The sequence below is a fragment of the Altererythrobacter xiamenensis genome, assembly GCF_900177715.1.
GTDB classification, from domain to species: Bacteria; Pseudomonadota; Alphaproteobacteria; order Sphingomonadales; family Sphingomonadaceae; genus Erythrobacter; species Erythrobacter xiamenensis.
Window position 1 is genome coordinate 393819 of record NZ_FXWG01000002.1, and the last position, 22764, is coordinate 416582.

Sequence of the window (22764 nt, forward strand, 5' to 3'; positions counted from 1 at the left end):
CAGCGGCTTTGCCTTGGCGCGCATTTGGCGCTAGCGGAGCGCGCTCACACAACAAAACAGATTCCATGACCGACCTGACACAACAAAAGACCGAAGCGCTGGCCGCCATTGCGGCTGCCGAAACGCTGGAAACGCTCGATAGCCAGCGCGTGGCCGCGCTCGGCAAGAAGGGCTGGGTGAGCCTTGCCTTGAAGACGCTCGGCCAGATGAGCCCGGAGGAGCGCCAGCAGGCCGCCCCCGCGATCCAGGCCGTGCGCGCCGAAATCGCCGATGCGATCGAGGCCCGGAAGGCGGCGCTTGAGAGCGCGGCACTCGAAGCACAGCTGGCGAGCGAAAAGCTCGACCTGACTTTGCCTGCACCCGAAGCGCCGCGCGGTACAGTCCACCCCGTCAGCCAGGTGATGGACGAACTCGCCGAAATCTTCGCCGATCTCGGTTTCGCTGTCGCCACCGGTCCGGAGATCGAGGACGACTGGCACAATTTCACCGCGCTCAACATGGATGAAAACCATCCGGCGCGCGCGATGCACGACACCTTCTATTTCCCCGATCGCGATGCGGAAGGCCGCCAGATGCTGCTCCGCACGCACACTTCGCCGGTGCAGATCCGCAGCATGAAAGAGCAGGGCGCGCCGATCCGCATCATCGCACCGGGCCGCGTGTACCGTTCGGACAGCGACGCGACGCACACGCCGATGTTCCATCAGGTCGAAGGCCTGGTGATCGACCGCGACATTCACCTGGGCCACCTCAAGTGGACGCTCGAGACCTTCCTCAAGGCCTATTTCGAGCGGGATGATATCGTGCTGCGCCTGCGCCCTTCGTACTTCCCCTTCACCGAACCTTCGGTCGAAGTCGATGTCGGCTACGTCAACGAAGGCGGCCGCCGCGTCGTCGGAGGCTCCGGTGATGACGAAGGCCATGAGTGGATGGAGCTGCTCGGCAGCGGCATGGTCAATCGCCGCGTCATCGAAATGGCGGGACTCGATCCCGACCAGTGGCAGGGCTTTGCCTTTGGCGTCGGCGTCGACCGGCTCGCGATGCTCAAATACGGCATGAGCGATCTGCGCGCTTTCTTCGACGGCGATGTGCGCTGGCTGCAGCATTACGGCTTCAGCCCGTTCGACCAGCCCACCCTTTCCGCAGGCGTGGGAGCGAAGGCATGAAGTTCTCGCTGACCTGGCTCAAGGACCATCTCGAAACCACGGCTTCGGTCGAGGAGATCGCGGCTGCGCTCAACCGCATCGGGCTCGAAGTCGAAGGGCTCGAAGATCCGGCGCAGCGCCTCGCGGGCTTCCGCGTCGCCAAGGTGCTGAGTGCAGAGAAGCACCCCGATGCCGACAAGCTGCAGGTGCTCTCCGTCGATACCGGCGAAGGCGAACCGCTGCAGGTCGTGTGCGGTGCGCCCAATGCGCGCGCTGGCATGAAGGGCGTGCTCGGCCTGCCCGGCGCGGTCGTGCCCGCCAACGGCATGGAACTGCGCAAGAGCGCGATCCGCGGCGTCGCATCCAATGGCATGATGTGCTCGGTGCGCGAGCTCGAACTGGGCGACGCGCATGATGGCATTATCGAACTGCCCGAAGATGCGCCGGTCGGTGAAAGCTTCGCCGACTATCACGGCTCTTCGCCCGTGTTCGATGTCGCAATCACGCCCAACCGCCCCGATTGCATGGGTGTGTACGGCATCGCGCGCGATCTTGCCGCAGCTGGCCTCGGCACGCTGAAGCCGATCGCCATGCCCGCTTTCGACGCGAAGGACGCGTGCCCGGTCGAAATCCGCACCGACGATCCCGACGGCTGCCCAGCCTTTCATGGGCGCGTGGTGACAGGCGTTACCAATGGCGCTTCGCCCGATTGGCTGCAGCAGCGGCTGATCAGCGCCGGCCAGCGCCCGATCTCGCTACTGGTCGATCTCACCAACTACATGATGCTGGCCTATGGCCGTCCGGCGCACGCCTATGACCTCGCCAAGCTCAATGGTGCGGTGGTGGCGCGGCGCGCCAAGGACGGCGAACAGATCCTCGCGCTGAACGAGAAAACCTACACGCTCGACGACAGCATGACCGTAATCGCCGATGATGCGGGCGTGCATGATATCGCGGGCATCATGGGTGGCGAGCATTCGGGCGTGACCGAGGAAACGAGGGACGTCCTGCTCGAAATCGCCTATTTCAATCCCGCGCAGATCGGGGTGACGGGCCGCAAGCTTGGCCTTGCCTCCGATGCGCGCACGCGGTTCGAGCGCGGTGTCGATCCGGCCTTCCTCGATGACGGGCTCGATCTGCTGACCGGCTTGATCGTCGAACTGGCGGGTGGCACAGCGAGCGAAATGACCCGCGCCGGCTCTGCACCGAGCGAACCCAAGGTCGTCTCCTTCGATCCGGCGCTGACGCAGCGCCTCGGCGGTGTTTCGGTCGACGAGGCCGAGCAGCGCCGCATCCTCGAAAGCCTCGATTTCGATGTCTCGGATGATTGGCAGGTGACCTGTCCGCTGCGCCGCCACGATATTGAGGGGCCAGCCGATCTGGTCGAGGAAGTCGTGCGCATCCACGGCCTCGACGCGGTTGAGAGCGTGGCTCTGCCGCGCGCAGAAGGCGTCGCTAAACCGACCGCGACGCCGCAGCAGATGCTGGAGCGCAAGCTGCGCCGTGCGGCTGCGGCAAGCGGCTTCAACGAAGCGGTCACCTGGTCCTTCATTTCCGAAGAACAGGCCGCGCTTGTCGGTGGCGGCAACTGGACGCTCGACAATCCGATCAGCGAGGACATGAAGGTCATGCGGCCTTCGCTCCTGCCCGGTATGCTCGCTGCGGTGCAGCGCAATCTCGATCGCGGGGCGAGTTCGGTCCGGCTGTTCGAAATCGGGCGGCGTTATCTCGCGGATGGCGAATATCCGACGCTGATCGCCGTCATGGCGGGCGACAAGACCCAGCGTGGCTGGGCGAGTGGCAAGGCGACGAGCTTCGATGCCTATGACGCCAAGGCTGCAGCGGAGACGCTGCTGGCAGAGGCGGGCGCGCCGGTCGAAAAACTGATGGTGATGCCGGTCGAGGATGGAGTGGCGGGTGCAGCCTATCACCCCGGCCAGTCCGCCACCTTGCGGCTCGGCCCCAAGAACGTGCTCGCCAGCTTCGGCATGGTTCACCCGAACATGCTCAAGGCGTTCGATATCGATGTTCCTGTCGCAGTCGTCGGTATTCACCTTGATGCCATTCCGGAGAAGAAAGGCGGCGGCTCGTTCGCGCGCGCGCCCTATTCGCCCCCGGCCTTGCAGGCGGTGACGCGCGATTTCGCCTTCCTCGTTCCGAGCGATCTGGCGGCAGGTGACCTCCTCAGGTCAGTCCGCGGTGCCGACAAGAAGAACATAGTCGATGCGCGCATCTTCGACGTCTTCGCCGGAAAGGGCGTGCCCGAAGGCAAGAAATCGGTCGCCGTCGAGGTCACGCTCCAGCCGGGTGAGGCGAGCTACAAGGACGCCGATCTCAAGGCGATTTCCGATGCGGTGGTGGCTGCCGCCGCAAAACAAGGCGCGGAGTTGAGAGGATGAGCAAGACGGCATTCGTCACCGGAGCCACCGCTGGCATCGGCGAAGCGACCGTTCGCGCGCTCGTCGCCAATGGCTGGCGCTGTGTTGCAACCGGGCGGCGCAAGGAACGGCTCGACGCGCTGGTTGAAGAACTTGGCGCGGATAAGGTCCATCCCGCCATCTTCGACGTGCGTGACGAGGAGGCGATGGATGCCGCCATCGCAAACTTGCCCGGTGATTTCGCCGGGATCGACCTGCTGGTGAACAATGCGGGGCTCGCGCAAGGTCTCTCGCCGGCGCAGGAAGCCAATCTCGACGACTGGCAGACCATGATCGACACCAATGTGACGGCCATGGTGAAGCTGACGCGCAAGCTGCTGCCGGGGCTGATCGAGCGCAAGGGCGCGATCATCGCGATCGGTTCGGTCGCGGGCAGCTATGTCTATCCGGGCGGCAATGTCTATGCGGGCAGCAAGGCATTCGCCAATCACTTCACGCTCGCCCTGCGCGCCGACCTTCATGGCACCGGCGTACGCGTGACGAGCATCGAGCCGGGCATGGTCGAGACCGAGTTCACGCTGGTTCGCACCGGCAGCCAGGAAGCCTCGGACAATCTCTATCGCGGCTCCGACCCGATGACAGGCGAGGATATCGCGAACACCATCCTGTGGATCGCGCAGCTCCCGCCGCATCTCAACATCAACCGTATCGAGCTGATGCCGGTGAGCCAGGATTTCGCAGGCTTCCGTGTCGCTCGCGACTGACCCTATCTGATACCCGACACATGACCTCCAATCGCCGTACCTTCGCGATCATCTCGCACCCTGACGCGGGTAAGACCACGCTTACCGAAAAGCTGCTGCTGCAAGGCGGCGCAATCCATCTCGCGGGCGAGGTCAAGGCGCGCGGACAGGCGCGGCGTGCGCGGTCTGACTGGATGAAGATCGAGCAACAGCGCGGCATCTCGGTCACCTCCAGCGTGATGACGTTCGAGAAGGACTATGACGGTGAAACGATCACCTTCAACCTGCTCGACACGCCGGGGCACGAGGATTTCTCCGAAGACACCTATCGCACTCTGACTGCGGTCGATTCCGCGATCATGGTGATCGACGCTGCCAAGGGCATCGAGCCGCAGACGCGCAAGCTGTTCGAGGTGTGCCGGCTTCGCAGCGTGCCGATCATCACCTTCGTCAACAAGGTCGACCGCGAAGGCCGCCCGGTGTTCGAGCTGCTCGACGAGATTGCCGACATGCTGGCGCTCGATGTCTCGCCCCAGATGTACCCGGTGGGCATGGGCGGCGAGTTCAAGGGCATTCTCGACTTCGCCAGCGGGGAAGTGGTCGTGCCCGAGGGGCCGAGCAAGGAATATCGCGGCAAGCGCGTGGCCGGTTTCGACCTGCCCGACGAGGTCGAGGAGAACGCCGAGCTGGCGCAGATCGGCTATCCCGAGTTCGATCTGGAGGCCTATCGCAATGGCGACCTGACACCGGTCTATTTCGGATCTGCGCTCAAGAACTTCGGCGTCACCGAACTGATCGATGCGATCGCGAAATACGCGCCGCCGCCGCGCCCGCAGCCGGCTGGCGAAGAGCAGATCAGCCCCGACCGCGACGAAGTCACCGGCTTCATCTTCAAGGTGCAGGCCAATATGGACCCCAACCACCGCGACCGCATCGCTTTCATGCGGCAGGTGTCTGGCACCTTCAAACGCGGCATGAAGCTGACGCCGAGCGGCCTCGGCAAACCGATCGCAGTGCATTCGCCGATCCTGTTCTTCGCGCAGGACCGCGAGATTGCCGATACGGCCGAGGCGGGCGACATCATCGGCATTCCCAACCACGGGACGCTGCGTGTGGGCGATACGCTCTCCGAGAAGAACGACGTCCGCTTTACCGGCCTGCCGAATTTTGCGCCGGAAATCCTGCGCCGCATCGTGCTCAAGGATCCGACCAAGACCAAACAATTGAGGAAGGCGCTCGACGACCTTTCCGAAGAGGGCGTGATCCAGGTGTTCTACCCGGAGATCGGCGCGCAATGGATTATCGGCGTGGTGGGCCAGCTACAGCTGGATGTGCTCGTCTCGCGGCTCGAGGCTGAATACAAGGTCGGCGCGAATCTCGAAGCTTCTCCCTTTGCCACCGCGCGGTGGATCAAGGGCGACGCGGCAGCGGTGAAGAAATTCGAGGACTTCAACCGCGCCAACCTCGCCAAGGATCGTGACGGGGATATCGTCTTCATGGCGAAGAGCCCGTGGGACGTTAACTATCAGGCCGAACAGCATCCCGAGCTGACCTTCTCCGCAACCAAGGAACGCTGACGTAACGTCAGGCTTGCGGCGAGCGCGGGATTTCCGCAAAGCTTCGCGCATGAACGGCACCGGACCCACCAACCAGACTTTCATCTCCCAGCGCATGCGCCTCAATTATGTCGACTGGGGCAATCGCGGCAAACCTCCGCTCGTGCTGGTGCATGGCGGGCGCGACCATGCGCGCAGCTGGGACTGGGTTGCCGAGGAGCTTTGCGGCGACTGGCACGTGGTTGCGATGGACCACCGCGGCCATGGCGACAGCGATTGGGTGTCGGATGGCAATTATTCGGCCAGCGACATGGTTTATGACCTCGCGCAATTCATACACCAGCTCGGCGTCGGGCCGGTCACGCTGGTGAGCCATTCGATGGGCGGGAATGTTGCGCTGCGCTATGCCGGAACCTTTCCCGACATGGTCAAGAAGATCGTCGCGATCGAGGGGCTTGGACCGAGCCCGTCCCGTCAGGAAGAAATGCGCGCCAGGCCATATCCTGAGCGGCTTGCCGAATGGATCGGCAAGAAACGCTCCGCTTCCGGCCGGACGCCCCGCAAATACGAATCGATTGAAGCGGCGTTCAAGCGGATGATCGAGGAAAACAGCTATCTGACCGAGGAACAGGCGCGCCACCTCACCATTCACGGGGTAAATCGCAACGAGGATGGCACATACAGCTGGAAGTTCGATCCGCACCTGAACGTCTGGGGTGTCGAGGACATTGCCGACGAGTTCCTGCAGCAGACCTGGGGCGCGATTACGGCGCCCACGCTGCTCCTCTACGGTGCCGACAGCTGGGCTTCGAACCCGGAGAAGGACGGCCGGATCGTGCACTTCAATAATGCCGACGTGATCGAGTTCGAGAACGCAGGGCACTGGCTCCACCACGACCAGTTCGACCGCTTCATGAAAACGCTGCGAGATTTCCTTTAGGAGAACCGAGACGATGGCCGAGTTTTTCGACGCACTGGATGACAAGCATGTCGCGATGATCGAGAAACAGCCGGTCTTCTTCGTCGCGACTGCAGCGCCCATGGGGCGCATCAATCTCAGCCCCAAGGGTTATGACGCCTTCCGCGTGCTCTCGCCCAAACGCGTCGCCTATCTCGACCTCGGCGGTTCGGGAAATGAAACCCACGCGCATCTCGCCGCCGATGGCCGCATCACGGTGATGTTCTGCAATTTCGAACAGCCCGCGCTGATACTGCGCATATACGGCCGCGGCGTGCCGGTACTGCCGCAGGACGATGGGTGGGAGGCGCTGGCCGACAGGTTCACCCTGCTGCCCGGAACCCGTCAGATCTTCGTCATCGATGTCGAAACGGTACAGACGAGCTGCGGTTGGGGTGTGCCCTTCATGGAGTATGAGCGCGAGCGCGAGACTCTCAAGAAAGCGCATGCGCAGGCCAACCCTGCGGAATGGGAGGCCAAGATGGCGACCCGGATTTCCAGCATCGACGGTCTGCCGACCCGCGCGACAGACCGATACATCGCGGGTGAGCCGGAACCGACGGCCGACTGACGGGTAAGGCTCAGAGTGGAGCTGACTTTCGCAAGCTATAATATTCACAAGTCCGTCGGGACTGACGGCAAGCGTGACCCTGAGCGCATTATCGCCGTCCTGCGCGAAATCGATGCCGATATCATCGCACTGCAGGAATCCGATCGGCGGTTGGGCGAACGGGCCAGCACGATCCCGCGTGCGCTTCTCGATGATACGCGATGGCGGGCTCTGCCCGTGTCCAAGAGGCGCCGAAGCCTCGGATGGCACGGCAATGCCCTGCTTGTGCGACGCGACATGAATTTCGTCGCTGCCGGGCCGCTCGATCTTCCAACGCTCGAGCCGCGCGGTGCGGTCATGGGCGAATTGACGCTCAACGGTGCCCGCATACGCGTGCTCGGCACGCACCTCGACCTCTCTGGCCTCAGACGACGCGATCAAATCCGCGCGATGCTGGATCATTGCAGCAACGGAAATGCCATGCCGACCGTGATCATGGGCGACTTCAACCAGTGGGGCCGGCTGACCGGCGCAATGCAGGATTTCGCGCTCGCCTGGCAGATCATCACCCCGGGCGCGAGCTATCCGGCGCGGCGGCCGGTGGCGCAACTCGACAGGATCGTGGCGACGCCCGACTGGCACTATGTTGACAGCGGCGTTCACCACAGCACGCTGGCTGTGCAGGCTTCGGACCATCTGCCGGTCTGGGCCCGCCTTCAATTGCCCAAAGGTTAATCAGCTGCTTAAGTTTTAGGCATTGAGCGCCCAGGCGGTTGCCGCTCCTCCGCCATTAAACGCGGGAATCCCACCTTTCTCGATTTTGGCACGCCCCTTGCTGCAGGTGCGAAGTCCGGGTTCGTCCGGCAAGCAGAAGGGGGCAGGGATGAAGTTCATCATCGCCGTAATAAAACCATTCAAGCTCGATGAAGTCCGCGAAGCGCTGGGCAACATCGGGGTCGCCGGCATGACCGTTTCCGAAGTGAAGGGGTTTGGTCGCCAAAAGGGTCAGACCGAAATCTATCGCGGAGCCGAGTATTCGACCAACATGCTGCCGAAGGTAAAACTCGAGGTTGCAGCGAGCGACGATATGGCCGCGCAGGTCGTCGAGACCATCCAGCAAACCGCAAGCACCGATGCGATCGGAGACGGAAAGATCTTCGTGCTCGATCTCGCCAGCGCAACGCGCATTCGCACCGGTGAAACCGGCGACACCGCGCTTTGAACGAGGGGGCAAGACAAATGCAGAAAGCTATCATCAAATATGGCGCCCTTGCACTGGGCGCGCTTGCCGTATCGCAACCCGCCCTGGCGGCGCCAGTTGCAGAGGCGGTCGAGACGGCAGCGGAAGCTGCGGCTCCTGCTGCCGATGCAGTAGGCGGCGGGACGGCCTATATCTTCAACACGCTGCTGTTTCTTATCGGCGGCTTCCTGGTCATGTGGATGGCGGCAGGCTTCGCCATGCTCGAAGCCGGCCTTGTCCGCACCAAGAACACCTCGACGCAGTGTCTCAAGAATATCGGCCTCTATTCGATTGCTGGCCTGATGTTCTGGGTCATCGGTTATTCGATCGCCTATCCCGGCTTCGGGGAGGGATCGCTGGGCCTGTTCGGGGTCGCTGGCTTCCCGTACTCGATGCAGGAGGTTGGCTCGGCTGACCTTGATACCGGTTACTCGGTCGCATCCGACTGGTTCTTCCAGATGGTGTTCTGCGCGACCACCGCTTCGATCGTTTCAGGCACGGTTGCCGAGCGTGTGAAGATCGTTCCGTTCTTCATCTTCGTCACCATCCTCACCGCGATCATCTATCCGGTCGTGGTCAGCTGGGAATGGGGCGGCGGCTACCTCGACACCGTCCACGGCTTCTCCGATTTTGCCGGTTCGACTCTGGTGCACTCGACAGGCGGCTGGGCTGCTCTGGTCGGCGCGCTGATCATCGGTCCGCGTCTGGGCCGCTACGGTGCGAACGGACAGGTCAACGTCTTCCCGGGTTCGAACATTCCGCTCGCGACGCTGGGTACCTTCATCCTGTGGCTCGGCTGGTTCGGCTTCAACGGCGCATCGCAGCTCGCGATGGGCACCGTCGGTGACGCATCGGACGTGTCGAAGATTTTCGTCAACACCAACATGGCAGCCGCTGGCGGCGTGGTGGTCGCGATCATCCTCACGCAGCTTCGCTACAAGAAGGCTGACGTTACCATGGCGCTCAATGGCGCGCTGGCAGGCCTCGTTTCGATCACGGCAGAGCCGCTCGCTCCGACCGTGGGCCAGTCGATCCTGATCGGCGGTATCGGTGGTGCGATCGTGGTCTTCACGGTTCCGCTGCTCGACAAGCTGAAGATCGACGACGTCGTCGGCGCCATCCCGGTTCACCTCATCGCCGGTATCTGGGGCACGCTGATCGTTGCCTGGACCGGGGATGCGACCTTCATGGGCCAGCTCGTCGGCGTAGTCCTGACCGCTGTCTGGGTGAGCCTCGCATCGGCAGTCATCTGGTTTGCTCTCAAGGCCACCATCGGGGTGCGTCCTTCGGAGGAAGTCGAAATGGCGGGTCTCGATATCCACGAAACGGGTGTCGAAGCCTACCCGGGGCTCGCCAACCAGGCGTAACCCACCACAAGTTTGGCGGGGCGAGGAACTCTCTTCCTCTCCCTCCTCTCCCCGCCTCACCGTGTTCCTCCTGCGAACACTCGACTCAGATGGGCCGGAGCATTGCTCCGGCCCCTTTTTTGTATTTGCTAGGCTTGTGCTTTGATGAAGTCCGCGCAGCGTTCGCCGCTCATGATGCCCCTTGCACCTTCAGCAAAGTGGGAACCGGTTTTGAGTCAGAAGGTGCGCAAGGCGATCACGAGCATCATGCGTGCGCGGCTTTCACAAAATCAGCGCAGCGTTCGCCGATCATGATGCTCGGCGCATTGGTGTTGCCCGAGATCAGCCGCGGCATGATCGAAGCATCGGCCACCCACAGCCCTTCGATACCGCGCGCTTTCAGTTGCGTATCGACGACGCTGTCCTCGTCCGCACCCATGCGGCACGTGCCGACCGGGTGATAGACGGTGTCCGCACGATTACGGATCAACTCGTCCAGCTCGGCATCGTTGTTGATGTCGATCGGATGGCGGTCCGTCGGTTCGTAATCGGTAAGCGGCGGAGCCTCGGCGATCCGGTGCGACAGGCGGACGCCTGCGCGCAGGGTGGCAATATCGCGATCATCATCGAGGAAGTTGGGATCGATCCGCGGCGCATCCCCAGCCCGGGCGGAATTCAGCCGCACGGTGCCCCGGCTTTCGGGTCTGAGCACACAGGCATGGAGCGAGAAACCGTGCCCCTTCACCTTTTCGCGGCCGTGATCTTCGAGCACTGCAGGCACGAAGTGCCACTGGATGTCTGGCGCGGGCGAGTCGGGCATCACCTTCCAGAAGCCGCCCGCCTCGGCATAGGGCGTGGTCATTATACCGGTGCGTTTGCGCCGGTGCTCGATGATGGCCTTGGCCATGCGCCAGGTGCCCGCAAGGCTGCTCCCGATCGGCTCCTTCGAAACCGTCTCCCAGCCGGAGACGTAATCGATGTGGTCCTGCAGGTCGGAGCCGACCGCTGGCCTGTCGAGCGCAACTTCGATGCCATGCTCGCGCAGATGCTCGCCCGGACCGATGCCGGACAGCATCAGGATTTGCGGAGAATTGAAGGCGCCCGCGCTCAGGATGACACCGCGCTTCGCCTGCACGACCTCGCGTTTGTTGCCGCGGCGGATCGCGACGCCGGTGACGCGCCCGTTCTCGATGACCAGCTTCTCGACCAGTGTCCCGGTGCGAATGTCGAGATTGGGCTTGCCGCGCAGCGGTTCGACATAGGCGCGCGCTGCCGACCAGCGCTCGCCGTCCTTTTGCGTCACCTGGTAAAGTCCGAAGCCCTCCTGCGTTGCGTCATTGAAGTCGCGCGTGGTGGGAAGCTGCAGATTGGCCGCGCTGGCGACGAAAGCGTGGCTGGTAGGGTTGGCCCACTTCTGATCGGACACGCGCAGCGGGCCTTCACCGCCGTGATATTCATCGCCCCCGCGCTCATTGCTTTCGGAGCGTTTGAAGTAAGGAAGGACGTCCTCATAAGCCCAGCCGTTGCAGCCGAGCGCTGCCCAATTGTCGTAATCCCACGCATTGCCGCGAATATAGACCATCGCATTGATCGCCGATGATCCGCCCAGTCCCTTGCCGCGCGGTTGATAGCCTGTGCGCCCGTTCAGCCCCTTCTGTGGCACCGTCTCGAAGCGGTAATTCGCGTTCTTGAGCAGGAAGGGCATCATTCCGGGCGTCTTGACCAGGAAATTGTCATTCGTGCCGCCTGCTTCGAGCAGGCAGACGCTCGTCCCGCCATCTTGCGCCAGTCTTCCGGTGACCGCGCTGCCCGCGCTGCCGCCACCGATCACGATATAGTCGAAGGTATCCATTCTCTCTCCTCTTGAAGAAGAGAGTTACGCAGGCTCGCCGCTTCCCGCAATCGGGTTTTCGCTTAAAACTGTTTGCGGTGCCTGCGTGTCACGCTTTTTCAGCCAGCGTGCGCGTATCATGTCCGACGTCTCGCGGCTGCCGTCATGCGTCCAGCCGGGTTCGCGCAGCAGATAAGACAATTTGTGCTTCCACGGTGCGCGCCACATGTCCTGCACGATACCGACCCATTCGTGAAACACCGCCCAAAGCAGGTTGAAGCTGCCGAGTTGCTTGACGATGCCGTAGCGGATTTTCTCCTCGTCGCTTTCAGGCTCGAACGTGCCGAACATCTTGTCCCAGATGATGAAGACGCCGGCGTAGTTGCGGTCGAGATAGCGCGGATTTGTGGCGTGGTGGACGCGGTGGTGGCTCGGCGTGTTCATCACCGCTTCGAACCAGCGCGGCATCCTTCCGATCGCTTCGGTATGGATCCAGAACTGGTAGATGAGGTTGAAGCCGGCAACGATTGCGATCATCGCCGGGTGAAATCCGATCAGCACCAAGGGCAGGCGGAACAGGAAGCCTATGGTGAGGAAATTGGTCCAGGTCTGCCGCAGCGCAGTCGAAAGATTGTAGTGCTGGCTGGAATGGTGGTTCACATGCGCCGCCCACATCCAGCGGATGCGGTGTCCGGCGCGGTGGACCCAGTAATAGGCGAGGTCATCCAGCACGAAGCAGAGCGGCCAGGCCCACCACAGCGCCCACCATTCCTCGCCGAAATCGAACAGGCGATATTCCCAGGCGGCCAGAAACAGCGCGACGAACACGCCGCCGAAGATTAGCCCCGAAACGGTGCTGCCGAGCCCGAAGGCCAGGCTGGTCAGCGTATCTTTCGGCTCATAGGCGTTGGGCCGGTTCCGCCAGGCCCAGATCATCTCGATCAGGACGAGCGCGACAAAGCCGGGCACGGCGTATTCGGTGGGCGAGAAGTCAGGCATGATCAGGGGGCTTTATCGCGTTGAGTGCCTGCATCCAAGCTGAAGGATCATCGAGGGTCAGCTGCGCTGTTCCAAAACGCTTCTCGGCGGAATCGACCAGGAGCACGTCGCCCTCCGTCGCCATTCTGGCATCCGGCGACAGCAGCCTGCCCGCGAAATGCGTTCCGTGTGGGCGCAGCAGTAGTATCCGTCCTTCGGCATCGCGCAGAAGTGCACCGCGCCCTTCGCGGTCCAATCCAATCTCCACCGGCTCGAACCCGCTCACAGCTTCGTCGGCAGCAGCGCGGGCCTCGTCTTCGTCTGAAAGGCGAGGGGTTGGGCCGAGCTTCAACCACAAGGCAATGCCCGCCAGCGCGAGAATCGCGATGAGCGAGCCGAGAAACTGAACCAAGGCCGGTGGCAAATCCATGATTGCGCGATTGGCATAGCGCTCACTTTGCGGCAAGCAGGCGGCAACAAGGGAGTATCGAATGAAACGGATTTTTGCACTGGCAGGCGTCGCCGCACTCGCACTCGGTGCGCCGCTACAGGCACAGGACAATGGTGACCCCGCGGCAATTGTCGCTGCCGAGGCCGATCGCACCGAACGCGTAGCCGGGCAACTGTGGGAATGGGCTGAGCTCGGCTATCTCGAATCGCGCTCGAGCGCGCTCCTGCAGGACGAACTCGCCGCCGAAGGTTTTGACGTCGAGGTGGGCATTGCCGAGATTCCGACGGCCTTCGTGGCTGAATGGGGCGAGGGCGGTCCTGTCATTGCGATCCTCGCCGAAATGGACGCGCTGCCGGGTATCAACCAGTCCGCTTCGGCCAGCCGTGATCCGGTTGCCGACAAGCACGCGGGCCATGCCTGCGGTCATAACCTCTTCGGCGCGGGCTCGCTCACAGCGGCGATCGCGGTCAAGAAATGGCTCGAGGATACCGGCACGCCCGGACGCATTCGTCTCTATGGCACACCTGCTGAGGAAGGCGGCTCTGGCAAGGTCTACATGACCCGCGCGGGCATGTTCGACGATGTCGATATTGCGATCCACTGGCACGCCGATGACGAAAACAGCGCGGCGGCCCGTACGAGCCTTGCCAACCGATCCGCGAAGTTCCGCTTCACCGGCATCTCGGCGCATGCGGCGGGCGCTCCCGAAAGAGGCCGCTCCGCGCTCGACGGGGCAGAAGCGATGAACATGATGGCGAACATGATGCACGAGCACATGCCGCAAGACGCGCGCATGCATTACGTCATCACTTCAGGCGGCAATGCGCCCAATGTGGTGCCCGACTTCGCGGAAGTCTTTTACTACGTCCGCCATCCCGAACCCGAAGGTGTCGAGGCGATCTGGCAGCGGCTGGAAAAGGCTGCCGAAGGCGCGGCCATGGGAACGGGCACGCAAGTGAAGTGGGAAGTGATCCACGGTAATAACCCGCTGCTAGTCAACGAGACGCTGGCGCGGGCGATGGACGAAAAGCTGCGCGCCGTGGGCGGTGTCGATTACACGGAAGAAGAGCGTGCCTGGGCCGCACAGATCTCGGAAAGTCTCGGCGATGCGGCCAAGCCGCTCGAAAGTGCAGGCGATATCCAGCCCTATCAAAAGTCGCTGGGCTATGGCTCGACCGATGTTGGCGACGTATCCTGGGCAACCCCCACGGTCGGCGTTCGCACCGCGACCTGGGTCCCGGGGACCAGCGCGCATAGTTGGCAAGCGGTTGCCGCCAGCGGACATTCGATCGGACACAAAGGCGCTCAGGTGGCGGCGAAGGCGATGGCGCTGATGGCGGCCGAGTTGTTCACCAATCCCGAACTGCGCGCCGCTGCCAAGGCCGAGTTCGACGCCGCGCGGGGGCCGGACTACCAGTACAAATCGCTGCTTGGCGACCGCGACCCGCCGCTCGATTATCGCCGATAGTCAGCCGCGCGACTGGCTCGCGAGCATATCGACTGTGGGTCGGACGGGCGAGATGTCATAGCCCGCTCCGGCAGCCGCCGCTGCAATGGTGTCCGGATCCATGCCCAGTTTCGCCTGCGCCATCGCCCACAGTAAGGTCGAGCGCGTTCCGCTCCGGCAATAGGCGAGTACGTTACCGTCGGCCTGAGAAATCGCTTCATTCATGCGCTCTACCTGGTCGAGGCTGAAGCCGGCATGGGTCACGGGAATGGCGAGATAGTCGATTCCTGCAGCCTTGGCGGCGCTCTCGATCTCGGCGCCTTGCGGTTCCTCCGGTGCTTCGCCGTCGGGCCTGTTGTTGACGATCAACGTCACGCCTTCGCTTCGCGCGCGGTCCACATCGTCCAGTCCGATCTGGGGACTTGCGAACATCGAATCGGAAAGCTTGCGAAACTTGGACACGCGTATTTACTCCTTGCGATGAACGATCTTCACAGGCTCTACGCGCAAGTGAGCGGGCTTCGCAATGCCCTGCTGCTATGCGAAAATGTCACAATTCTGCGCCATAGAGGCCGAGATTGTTAAATTGTTCGCTTGGCGCGATATTCTGCGCTATGCTGGGAGCTTGTGGAGGTGGGATCCGGCATTCATCCGGTGCGCCCGCTATGTTCGGTGGGGTCGTCGTCGCCTTCAGCGGACAAATTGATTTTAGGACGACACGACAAGGTACGAATTAGGTTATGGGTTACGACAGAGGGCGCCGCCGCGGCAGGGACAAGCGCGACGGATTTGGCGAAGAGGGTTTCGATCCATTTGGCGGCGGGATGGACGGCATGCCCCCGCGCGACAATTTCGGCGGTGGCGGACGCGGTCGTTTCGATGATGACCGCGGCCCCGGCGGCGGTGATCGCTTCGGTGGCGGTGGTGACCGCTTCGGCGGCGGTGGCGGTGGCCGCGGTCGTGGCCCCGGCGGCCCCGGCGGCGGCGGCGGCGGTTTCAACCGCATGCCCGCTCAGGTCGTTGGCACCGGCAAGGGGACGGTAAAGTTCTTCAACGGCCAGAAAGGCTTCGGCTTTATCCAGCAGGAAACTGGGGGCGAAGATATCTTCGTTCACATCAGTGCCGTGGAACGTGCCGGCCTCGAAGGTCTCGCCGAAGGGCAGGAGCTTGAATTCAACCTCGTCGACCGGGGTGGCAAGGTCTCCGCACAGGATCTTCAGATCGTTGGCGACGTGATCGAAGTGCAGTCGCGTGGCGGCCCGCCGCAGCGCGAGCTGACCGGCGACAAGGCGACCGGAACGGTCAAGTTCTTCAACTCGATGAAGGGCTTCGGCTTCCTGACGCGCGACGATGGCCAGCCCGATGCCTTCGTGCACATCAGTGCGGTTGAACGTTCGGGCCTGCAGGGCATTAACGAAGGCGAACGGTTCGAGTTCGACCTCGAGGTCGATCGACGAGGCAAATACTCGGCGGTCAATCTTGTGCCCGTTCAAGACTGATCCCGTAAGTCACGGCCGCCGGTTTGACCGGCGTGTAACGACAATCTAAACGGCGCGAAGTGGCGGTCCTTAACGGGGCCGCCATTTCTCTTTCAACGAAACGTTTCACTACCAGAGGTTGTCCGATGTCGATTTCCCCCCTCATGCCCGTTTATCCGCGTTGCGGTGTCCGGCCGGTGCGCGGTGAGCACTGCCACCTGATCGACGAGGACGGCACGCGTTATCTCGACTTCGCGAGCGGAATTGCAGTGAACCTGCTTGGCCATTCGCACGAGGGGCTGATCAAGGCGATCCAGCAGCAGGCGGAGACCCTCATGCACGTCTCCAACCTCTATGGCAGTCCGCAAGGCGAAAGACTCGCGCAAACGCTGGTCGACAACACGTTCGCCGACACTGTCTTCTTCACCAACTCGGGCGCAGAGGCAGTCGAAACCGCGATCAAGACCGCTCGCGCCTATCACCAGCATGAAGGCGATACGACCAAGTTCGAGCTGATCACATTCAAGAACGCCTTCCACGGACGGACGATGGCGACGATCAGTGCGTCGAACCAGGAGAAGATGCATCACGGATTTTCTCCGCTGCTTGCCGGTTTCAAATACGCAGAGTTCGACGATCTGGATTCCGCCAAGGCTCTGATGAACGAGCACACGGCAGGATTTCTGGTCGAGCCGATCCAGGGCGAGGGCGGTATCCGCCCGGCCTCGGACGCGTTCATGAAAGGCCTTCGTCAGCTTGCGGACGAAAATGATCTCATGCTCGTGCTCGATGAAGTGCAATGCGGCGTGGCCCGCACCGGCACGCTCTACGCATACGAACAGTATGGGATCGAGCCCGATATTCTCGCCACCGCCAAGGGCATCGGCGGCGGCTTCCCGCTCGGCGCCTGCATGGCGACCGAGAAAGCGGCCCGCGGCATGGGCTTCGGCACGCATGGTTCGACCTATGGCGGAAACCCGCTCGCAATGGCGGCAGGCAGCGCGGTGATGGAAGCGGTCGCGAACGACGCGTTTCTCGCCTCGGTCCGTGAAAAGGGTGAGCGGCTGCGGTCGCGTCTCGAACAGTTCATAGGTAACTATCCCGAGCTGTTTGAGCTCGTTCGCGGCAAGGGGTTGATGCTTGGCATCAAGATGAAGGTCGAAAGTCGGCCCTTCTTCGTCCACTTGCGCGACAATCACCAGCTGCTGACCGTCGCCGCTGGCGACAACACCTTGCGCGTGCTCCCGCCGCTCGTGATCGGCGATGCCGAGATGGACGAGTTTTTCGAGAAGCTTTCGGCAGGCGCGGCCAGCTATTCGGTGCCGGAACCGGCCTGATGGCAGATCTCCGGCACTTTCTCGATCTTGCCGACGCTGGCGGCGATGCGATCGCGGCCATGATCGGAGACGCGATCGATCGCAAGGCGGCACGGCTCGATTGGCCCAAGGGCAAGGCGGACGCCGACAGGCCGCTCGACGGGCGTGTGCTTGCCATGATTTTCGAGAAGAACTCTACGCGCACGCGCGTCAGCTTCGACATTGCCATGCGCCAGCTTGGCGGCGGCTCGCTGATCCTCGATTCGAGCTCGAGCCAGCTCGGCCGGGGTGAAAGCATCGCGGATACCGCGCGGGTGCTCAGCCGGATGGCCGATGCGATCATGATCCGAACGGACGATCATGCCAAGGCAGAAGAGCTGGCGCGCTATGCCAGCGTGCCCGTCATCAATGGGCTGACCGACAGGTCGCATCCATGCCAGATCGTCGCCGATCTTCTGACCGTGATCGAGCATGGCAAGGCGCTGCCAGGCCTTGAACTGGCCTGGTTCGGTGATGGTAACAACGTGCTGCACTCGATCCTCGAAGCCGCTGGCTTGATGAAGTTCAACGTGCGCGTCGCCACGCCCAAGGGTTACGAGCCGGATCCGGAGTTCATTGAAAATGCGCGCGCCAACGGTTCGCACGTCACCTTGACCCAAGATGCGGCCGCTGCTGCCGACGGCGCCGACGTCATCGTGACGGATACCTGGGTTTCAATGGGTCAGGATCATGCGCACAACAAGCTTGCGGCCATGGCGCCCTACCAGGTGAACGAGCGCCTGATGGTGCATGCGAAGAAGGATGCGCTCTTTCTCCATTGCTTGCCTGCCCATGTCGGCGACGAAGTCAGCGAGAGCGTATTCGAGGGCTCGCAGTCTGTCGTCTTCGACGAGGCGGAAAACCGAATTCATGCGCAGAAGGCAATCCTGCTCTGGAGCTTCGGTCTTCTCGGCTGATTGACGGGCCAACCTCTTACTTTCGCCGGGGACCGGCCCCATATTGTCGCGGATGACCGAGAAGCCAGAGATTTATCGCGATCAATTGCTGAGTTTCACTCTTCCGGGCCGTAGTGCCCGGGGAAGGGTCGTGCGCCTTGATGGGGTGCTCGGCGAGATCCTCTCCGCCCACAATTATCCAGCGCCGATCACGCATCTGCTTGCGGAAGCGCTGGTGCTTGGCGCGCTGATGGGTGGATTGCTCAAAGGGGATCTCGCGCAGATGACCATGCAAGCCCAGACCGAGGCGGGTGCGGTGAATCTTCTTGTCTGCGACTATCGTGCCGGTGAGATGCGCGGCTATGCCGACTTCGACGACGAGCGTTTAGCAGAGCTGGGAGCAAATCCTTCGCTCTTCGCCTTGTTCGGCAAAGGCTATCTGGCGATCACTTTCGAGACCGGCAAGGGGCAACGCTATCAGGGCATTGTTCCGCTTGAAGGGGATTCGCTTTCCGAAGCCTGCGAAAAGTATTTCGTCCAGTCCGAACAGGTGCCGACGCTAATCCGTGTCGCCGTGAGTTCAAGAAATGGCGGCACCATCGGTGGTGGCTTCCTAGTCCAGCACATGGCTGACGGCGAAGAAGGACGCGAGCGGTTGCATGTCAGGCTCGATCATCCCGATTGGGAGCATGTCGAAGCACTAGCTGGAAGTCTCTCGCATACAGAACTTGTCGATCCCGAATTGTCGATGGAGGCGATCGCCTGGAGGCTGTTCCACGAAGAGGAAGAGATCAGGGTGTGGCCAGGTGCGAAAATAGGAAAGGGTTGCCGCTGCTCTATCGAGCATTACGAAAGCGTTATCGCGCGTTTTCCTCCTGAAGATCGCGAGGAAATGCGGAACGAAAAAGGGAACATTGTTGTAGATTGCGCCTTTTGTTCGCGACTGTTCACGCTCTCAAACTGAACGGTTCATCGATGTTAAGGAACGGTTTATCGACAACATGCGATAAGCTCGATTGGAATAGCCACTATTGTGGCGGAGTATCGTCCGATGAATGGAATTAAATCACTCGTGCCGGTTACTGCGCTCATCGCTGGCGTGCTCGTCGTTGGGTCCGCGGGCGCAGGCCAAGCCCAGAACGCGCGACTTGCCATGCTCGATAGTCTTGCAAAGGGGGAATGGACCATCCGATTTCGGGACGGGTCACCTGCTCGCAAGGTTTGCGTCCGGAGTGGCCGCGAGCTTATTCAGTTGCAACATGGCAACCCCAACTGCAGCCGATTTGTCGTCGAAGATGGAGCTTCCGAAGTGGCCGTGCAGTATACTTGTCCGGGCAATGGTTATGGCAGGACGAGCATCCGGAGAGAAACCGCCAGCCTGGTCCAGCTGGAAAGCCAGGGGATTGAGGGCGGTCTTCCCTTCCAGTTCGACGCTGAGGCGCGCCGCACCGGAAATTGCGGCTGAACCACGCTTTCTATGAAAGGATAGATTGCACATTCTCACTGGCGCGCTAAGCCCGCGCTATGGGAAGCGAAGTGCATAGCAGCAAGAAGGCGGTGGTGTTGCTTTCCGGAGGTCTCGATTCGATGGTCGTGGCCGCGCTGGCGAAAGAAGCCGGTTTCGCCATTCAGGCACTCACCATCAATTACGGACAACGACATTTGCGGGAGCTCAGGTCCGCTCGGGATATTGCCGAGCGGCTCGGGGTCGAACGACATGTCGAACTTCCGCTTGACCTGCGTACATTCGGGGGTTCTGCGCTTACCGACGATATCGCTGTTCCCAAGAGCGGTGTCAGTGAAGACATTCCGGTCACTTATGTCCCGGCTCGCAATCTTGTGTTCCTTGCATTGACGACCGCTTTTGCCGAAGCGAGCGGAGCGCAGGACATTTTTATCGGCGTGAATGCGCTCGATTACTCGGGCTATCCCGACTGCCGCCCAGAGTTCATTGCTAGCTTTGCGGAGACTGCCCGCCTAGGCACCAAATCAGGGGCAGGGGGCGATGCTTTCACGATACACGCACCTTTGCAGCATTTGACCAAATCCGACATCGCGAAGGAATGCTACCGGCTCGACCTGGATCCGAGCTGGAGTTGGTCCTGCTACGATCCTGACGAACATGGGGTGGCCTGCGGATTGTGCGATTCATGTCGTCTCAGGCGCAAGGGATTCGCCGAGGCAGGCTTGGAAGACAGTACGGCTTACGCAGCCGAGTAATAATCTAACGAGGGATAGGATTGTGACCGAAGCAACTAGCCATGCGACAGTGGCCGATAAGAAAGAGACTGTACCAGCCTACAGTTGGTACGCGCTCTCGGTCCTGGTCATAATTTATGTCCTCAATTTCGTCGATCGCAATATCATTTCGATCCTGGCGGAGGACATCAAGGCAGACCTCGGGCTGCGAGATGATCAGATCGGCTTTCTATACGGCACGGCGTTCGGGGTGTTCTATGCACTCTTCGGCATTCCTCTCGGAAAGCTTGCGGATAGTTGGCACCGGGTAAGGCTGATGACGGCGGGCCTGGCCATATGGTCAGCTTTCACAGCCCTTTCCGGTTTCGCAAAGAACTTTGCAACTTTGAGCGTCGCACGGGTCGGCGTGGGTGTGGGTGAGGCGACCGCGAGTCCGAGCGCCTATTCCCTGATCTCGGATTGGTTTCCAAAGAAGATGCGTGCGACGGCGCTCGCGATTTATTCGTCTGGTCTTTACATCGGCGGTGGCGTTTCGCTGTTGATCGGCGGCGCAATCGTCGAACGGTGGAATGCCGCTTATCCGGTCGAGGCACCGCTGGGGCTCGCCGGTTGGCAAGCAGCCTTCATTATTGTCGGGCTTCCAGGTTTGCTACTTGCAGGTCTGGTGTTCACGTTGCGCGAACCTCTCAGAGGCGAAAGCGAAGGTATTGTAACGCCGCCGCCAAAGGATCCGTTCCGAGGTTTCCTCCAGGAGTTGGTCGCCGTCATACCACCTTTCACCTTGATTGGAGCGGCTCGAGCAGGGACGCGGGGCATTGCAATCAACCTTCTCGGCTTAGCGGTGATCGGCGGGATCGCTTATGCGATGGCCATTTCGACAAACAATTACCAACAGTGGGGTGCAATCGGGATCGGATACTATGCGATCTTTTCCTGGGCATCGACGCTCAAGCGCCGCGACGAACCAACTTTCAAGTTGATCTGGGGGACACCCGCATTCCTGACGACCATCCTGGGGTACGGAATGGTCGCATTCATGTCCTACGCCGCGTCTTTCTGGGCCGCGCCGTATGCCATTCGTATCCTCGAGGAAGCCCCCTCCACCGCAGGTTGGTGGATCGGCGGTCCAGGAGCGGTCGGTGGGTTTCTTGGAGTGATTTTTGGCGGACGTGCTGCTGACTGGCTTCGCGAACGCAACCCGGCTGGCCGACTGATAATGGTCGCATTCGGCCTGACGGCTGCGGCGCCCTTCCTCTATCTGATGTTCACGACACAGGATCCAACCATCTTCTATATCGCCGCATTCCTGCAGTCGTTGTTCGGAAGCTCGGCTCTGGGTGGCGCCGCCGCGACAACCCAAGACCTCGTGCTACCGCGCATGCGGGGAACAGCGACAGCGACATTCTTCCTTGCCACCACCTTGGTGGGCCTCGCTCTCGGCCCGTATATGGCGGGCCAAGTTTCCACGATGACCGGAAGCCTGTCGACTGGAGGTCTAAGCTTGCTGGTTGCAGTCCCGATCGGGCTGCTTTTGCTGTTCATTGCGTATCGATCGGTGCCAGAGGCGGAGCGAACCGTGATTTCGAGGGCTCAGGCCTCGGGTGAACAGATCGACGGGGTCTCCGGCGCCTAACCCGTCGTCTGCGTCAAAATGCCGCATGCAACACGCGAACCGGCCGCACCTGCGGGGTCTGTCATGTAGTCATCCGGACCTTCGTGGACCATCACGGCACTACCATCTGCGTCAAAGATGGCACTCGTGCTGTCTGGGCCAGCCCAGTCGAGCGCGATTGTCTGGGTGACGCTTCCATCCTCGCCAACGGTGATGTTTGGAAGATCGCCAAGATGGCGACCGCCTTCACTCAGGCTGCCATGGGTATTGCCTTGCGGATTGAGGTGCCCTCCAGCCGATGTGAAATCAGGGCCTTCGCACAAACCAGTGGTATGAATGTGAAACGCGTGTTCGCCCGGCTCCAATCCGGTCAGTGATATCCGCATTTCAAATCCCTCGCCATTTTGAATCAGGCTCGCGGAACCAGCTTCCGAACCGTCGGCCAGACTGAGATTTGCCTCACCGAGGACTTCGGGGCCGGTCTCGGCCACTTGCTCGGTGTTTTCTGCCGGCGCTTCAGCTTGTTCAGGGCTGCAGGCAGCCGCCGCGAGGCAACTGGAAAGCAGGGTAATAGTCAGAGGGCGCATGAGAAAACTCCTTT

Annotated in this window: 21 protein-coding genes; 16 read left to right on the forward strand and 5 right to left on the reverse strand. The window is 61.6% G+C overall.

The window, feature by feature from the left end; translation table 11 throughout:
• Positions 1 to 65: 65 nt before the first annotated feature.
• From pheS to CCE89_RS07250, 9 genes are all read left to right on the forward strand, one after another.
• On the forward strand, positions 66 to 1166 hold the full coding sequence (gene pheS, locus CCE89_RS07210) for a phenylalanine--tRNA ligase subunit alpha (protein WP_086437369.1): 1101 nt from the start codon (positions 66 to 68) through the stop codon (positions 1164 to 1166).
• The gene (gene pheT / locus CCE89_RS07215; protein ID WP_086437370.1) at positions 1163 to 3544 is read left to right on the forward strand and encodes a phenylalanine--tRNA ligase subunit beta; all 2382 of its coding nucleotides are present in this window, start codon (positions 1163 to 1165) and stop codon (positions 3542 to 3544) included. Before pheS ends, pheT begins: the two co-directional genes overlap by 4 nt.
• The gene (locus tag CCE89_RS07220) at positions 3541 to 4287 is read left to right on the forward strand and encodes an SDR family NAD(P)-dependent oxidoreductase (protein ID WP_086437371.1); all 747 of its coding nucleotides are present in this window, start codon (positions 3541 to 3543) and stop codon (positions 4285 to 4287) included. The genes pheT and CCE89_RS07220 overlap by 4 nt, the downstream gene beginning before the upstream one ends.
• Before the next feature lie 20 nt (positions 4288 to 4307).
• Entirely contained in the window at positions 4308 to 5843 is a 1536-nt protein-coding gene (locus CCE89_RS07225; protein ID WP_086437372.1) for a peptide chain release factor 3, read from the forward strand.
• 49 nt (positions 5844 to 5892) lie between these two features.
• On the forward strand, positions 5893 to 6762 hold the full coding sequence (locus tag CCE89_RS07230) for an alpha/beta fold hydrolase (RefSeq protein ID WP_086437373.1): 870 nt from the start codon (positions 5893 to 5895) through the stop codon (positions 6760 to 6762).
• Positions 6763 to 6775: 13 nt separating this feature from the next.
• Positions 6776 to 7351, forward strand: coding sequence for a pyridoxamine 5'-phosphate oxidase family protein (locus tag CCE89_RS07235; RefSeq protein ID WP_086437374.1), 576 nt, complete (start codon positions 6776 to 6778; stop codon positions 7349 to 7351).
• A gap of 15 nt (positions 7352 to 7366) precedes the next feature.
• Positions 7367 to 8065, forward strand: a complete 699-nt coding sequence (locus CCE89_RS07240; RefSeq protein WP_086437375.1) for an endonuclease/exonuclease/phosphatase family protein — start codon at positions 7367 to 7369, stop codon at positions 8063 to 8065.
• A gap of 148 nt (positions 8066 to 8213) precedes the next feature.
• On the forward strand, positions 8214 to 8552 hold the full coding sequence (locus CCE89_RS07245) for a P-II family nitrogen regulator (protein WP_086437376.1): 339 nt from the start codon (positions 8214 to 8216) through the stop codon (positions 8550 to 8552).
• A gap of 17 nt (positions 8553 to 8569) precedes the next feature.
• Positions 8570 to 9937: an ammonium transporter family protein gene (locus tag CCE89_RS07250; RefSeq protein WP_086437377.1), complete on the forward strand. Its 1368-nt coding sequence runs from the start codon at positions 8570 to 8572 to the stop codon at positions 9935 to 9937.
• Between the two features lie 244 nt (positions 9938 to 10181).
• On the opposite strand, the gene CCE89_RS07255 is transcribed toward CCE89_RS07250, so the two are convergent.
• From CCE89_RS07255 to CCE89_RS07265, 3 genes are read right to left on the reverse strand one after another with little or no spacing between them, the layout of a single operon-like run.
• Complete coding sequence (locus CCE89_RS07255) at positions 10182 to 11768, reverse strand: GMC family oxidoreductase (protein ID WP_086437378.1); 1587 nt, start codon at positions 11766 to 11768, stop codon at positions 10182 to 10184.
• Positions 11769 to 11792: 24 nt separating this feature from the next.
• Positions 11793 to 12746 carry a sterol desaturase family protein gene (locus tag CCE89_RS07260; protein WP_086437379.1) on the reverse strand — a complete coding sequence of 318 codons (954 nt, stop codon included), beginning with the start codon at positions 12744 to 12746 and terminating at the stop codon, positions 11793 to 11795.
• On the reverse strand, positions 12739 to 13155 hold the full coding sequence (locus CCE89_RS07265; RefSeq protein ID WP_234989992.1) for a hypothetical protein: 417 nt from the start codon (positions 13153 to 13155) through the stop codon (positions 12739 to 12741). The genes CCE89_RS07260 and CCE89_RS07265 overlap by 8 nt, the downstream gene beginning before the upstream one ends.
• 61 nt (positions 13156 to 13216) lie before the next feature.
• Here CCE89_RS07265 and CCE89_RS07270 point away from each other — a divergent pair, with 61 nt between their 5' ends.
• Positions 13217 to 14644, forward strand: coding sequence for an amidohydrolase (locus CCE89_RS07270; protein ID WP_086437380.1), 1428 nt, complete (start codon positions 13217 to 13219; stop codon positions 14642 to 14644).
• Here the strand turns inward: CCE89_RS07270 and CCE89_RS07275 are convergent, their stop codons facing one another.
• Entirely contained in the window at positions 14645 to 15085 is a 441-nt protein-coding gene (locus CCE89_RS07275; protein ID WP_086437381.1) for a TIGR01244 family sulfur transferase, read from the reverse strand.
• A 278-nt stretch (positions 15086 to 15363) separates the two neighbouring features.
• On the opposite strand from CCE89_RS07275, the gene CCE89_RS15530 reads away from it, so the two are divergent.
• The 6 genes from CCE89_RS15530 to CCE89_RS07310 all read left to right on the forward strand — a co-directional run bounded on the left by CCE89_RS15530 (position 15364) and on the right by CCE89_RS07310 (position 22184).
• Complete coding sequence (locus CCE89_RS15530) at positions 15364 to 16122, forward strand: cold-shock protein (RefSeq protein ID WP_086437382.1); 759 nt, start codon at positions 15364 to 15366, stop codon at positions 16120 to 16122.
• Between the two features lie 125 nt (positions 16123 to 16247).
• Complete coding sequence (locus CCE89_RS07285; RefSeq protein ID WP_086437383.1) at positions 16248 to 17438, forward strand: aspartate aminotransferase family protein; 1191 nt, start codon at positions 16248 to 16250, stop codon at positions 17436 to 17438.
• Positions 17438 to 18373 (forward strand): ornithine carbamoyltransferase, encoded by a 936-nt coding sequence (gene argF, locus CCE89_RS07290; RefSeq protein WP_086437384.1) that lies wholly within the window; start codon positions 17438 to 17440, stop codon positions 18371 to 18373. The genes CCE89_RS07285 and argF overlap by 1 nt, the downstream gene beginning before the upstream one ends.
• A gap of 52 nt (positions 18374 to 18425) precedes the next feature.
• The gene (hslO, locus tag CCE89_RS07295; RefSeq protein ID WP_086437385.1) at positions 18426 to 19316 is read left to right on the forward strand and encodes an Hsp33 family molecular chaperone HslO; all 891 of its coding nucleotides are present in this window, start codon (positions 18426 to 18428) and stop codon (positions 19314 to 19316) included.
• A 560-nt stretch (positions 19317 to 19876) separates the two neighbouring features.
• Complete coding sequence (gene queC / locus CCE89_RS07305; protein ID WP_086437386.1) at positions 19877 to 20572, forward strand: 7-cyano-7-deazaguanine synthase QueC; 696 nt, start codon at positions 19877 to 19879, stop codon at positions 20570 to 20572.
• Positions 20573 to 20594: 22 nt separating this feature from the next.
• Positions 20595 to 22184, forward strand: a complete 1590-nt coding sequence (locus CCE89_RS07310; protein WP_234989993.1) for a spinster family MFS transporter — start codon at positions 20595 to 20597, stop codon at positions 22182 to 22184.
• Here CCE89_RS07310 and CCE89_RS07315 read toward each other — a convergent pair.
• Positions 22181 to 22750 (reverse strand): superoxide dismutase family protein, encoded by a 570-nt coding sequence (locus CCE89_RS07315; RefSeq protein ID WP_086437388.1) that lies wholly within the window; start codon positions 22748 to 22750, stop codon positions 22181 to 22183. The genes CCE89_RS07310 and CCE89_RS07315 overlap by 4 nt on opposite strands.
• Positions 22751 to 22764 lie beyond the last annotated feature (14 nt).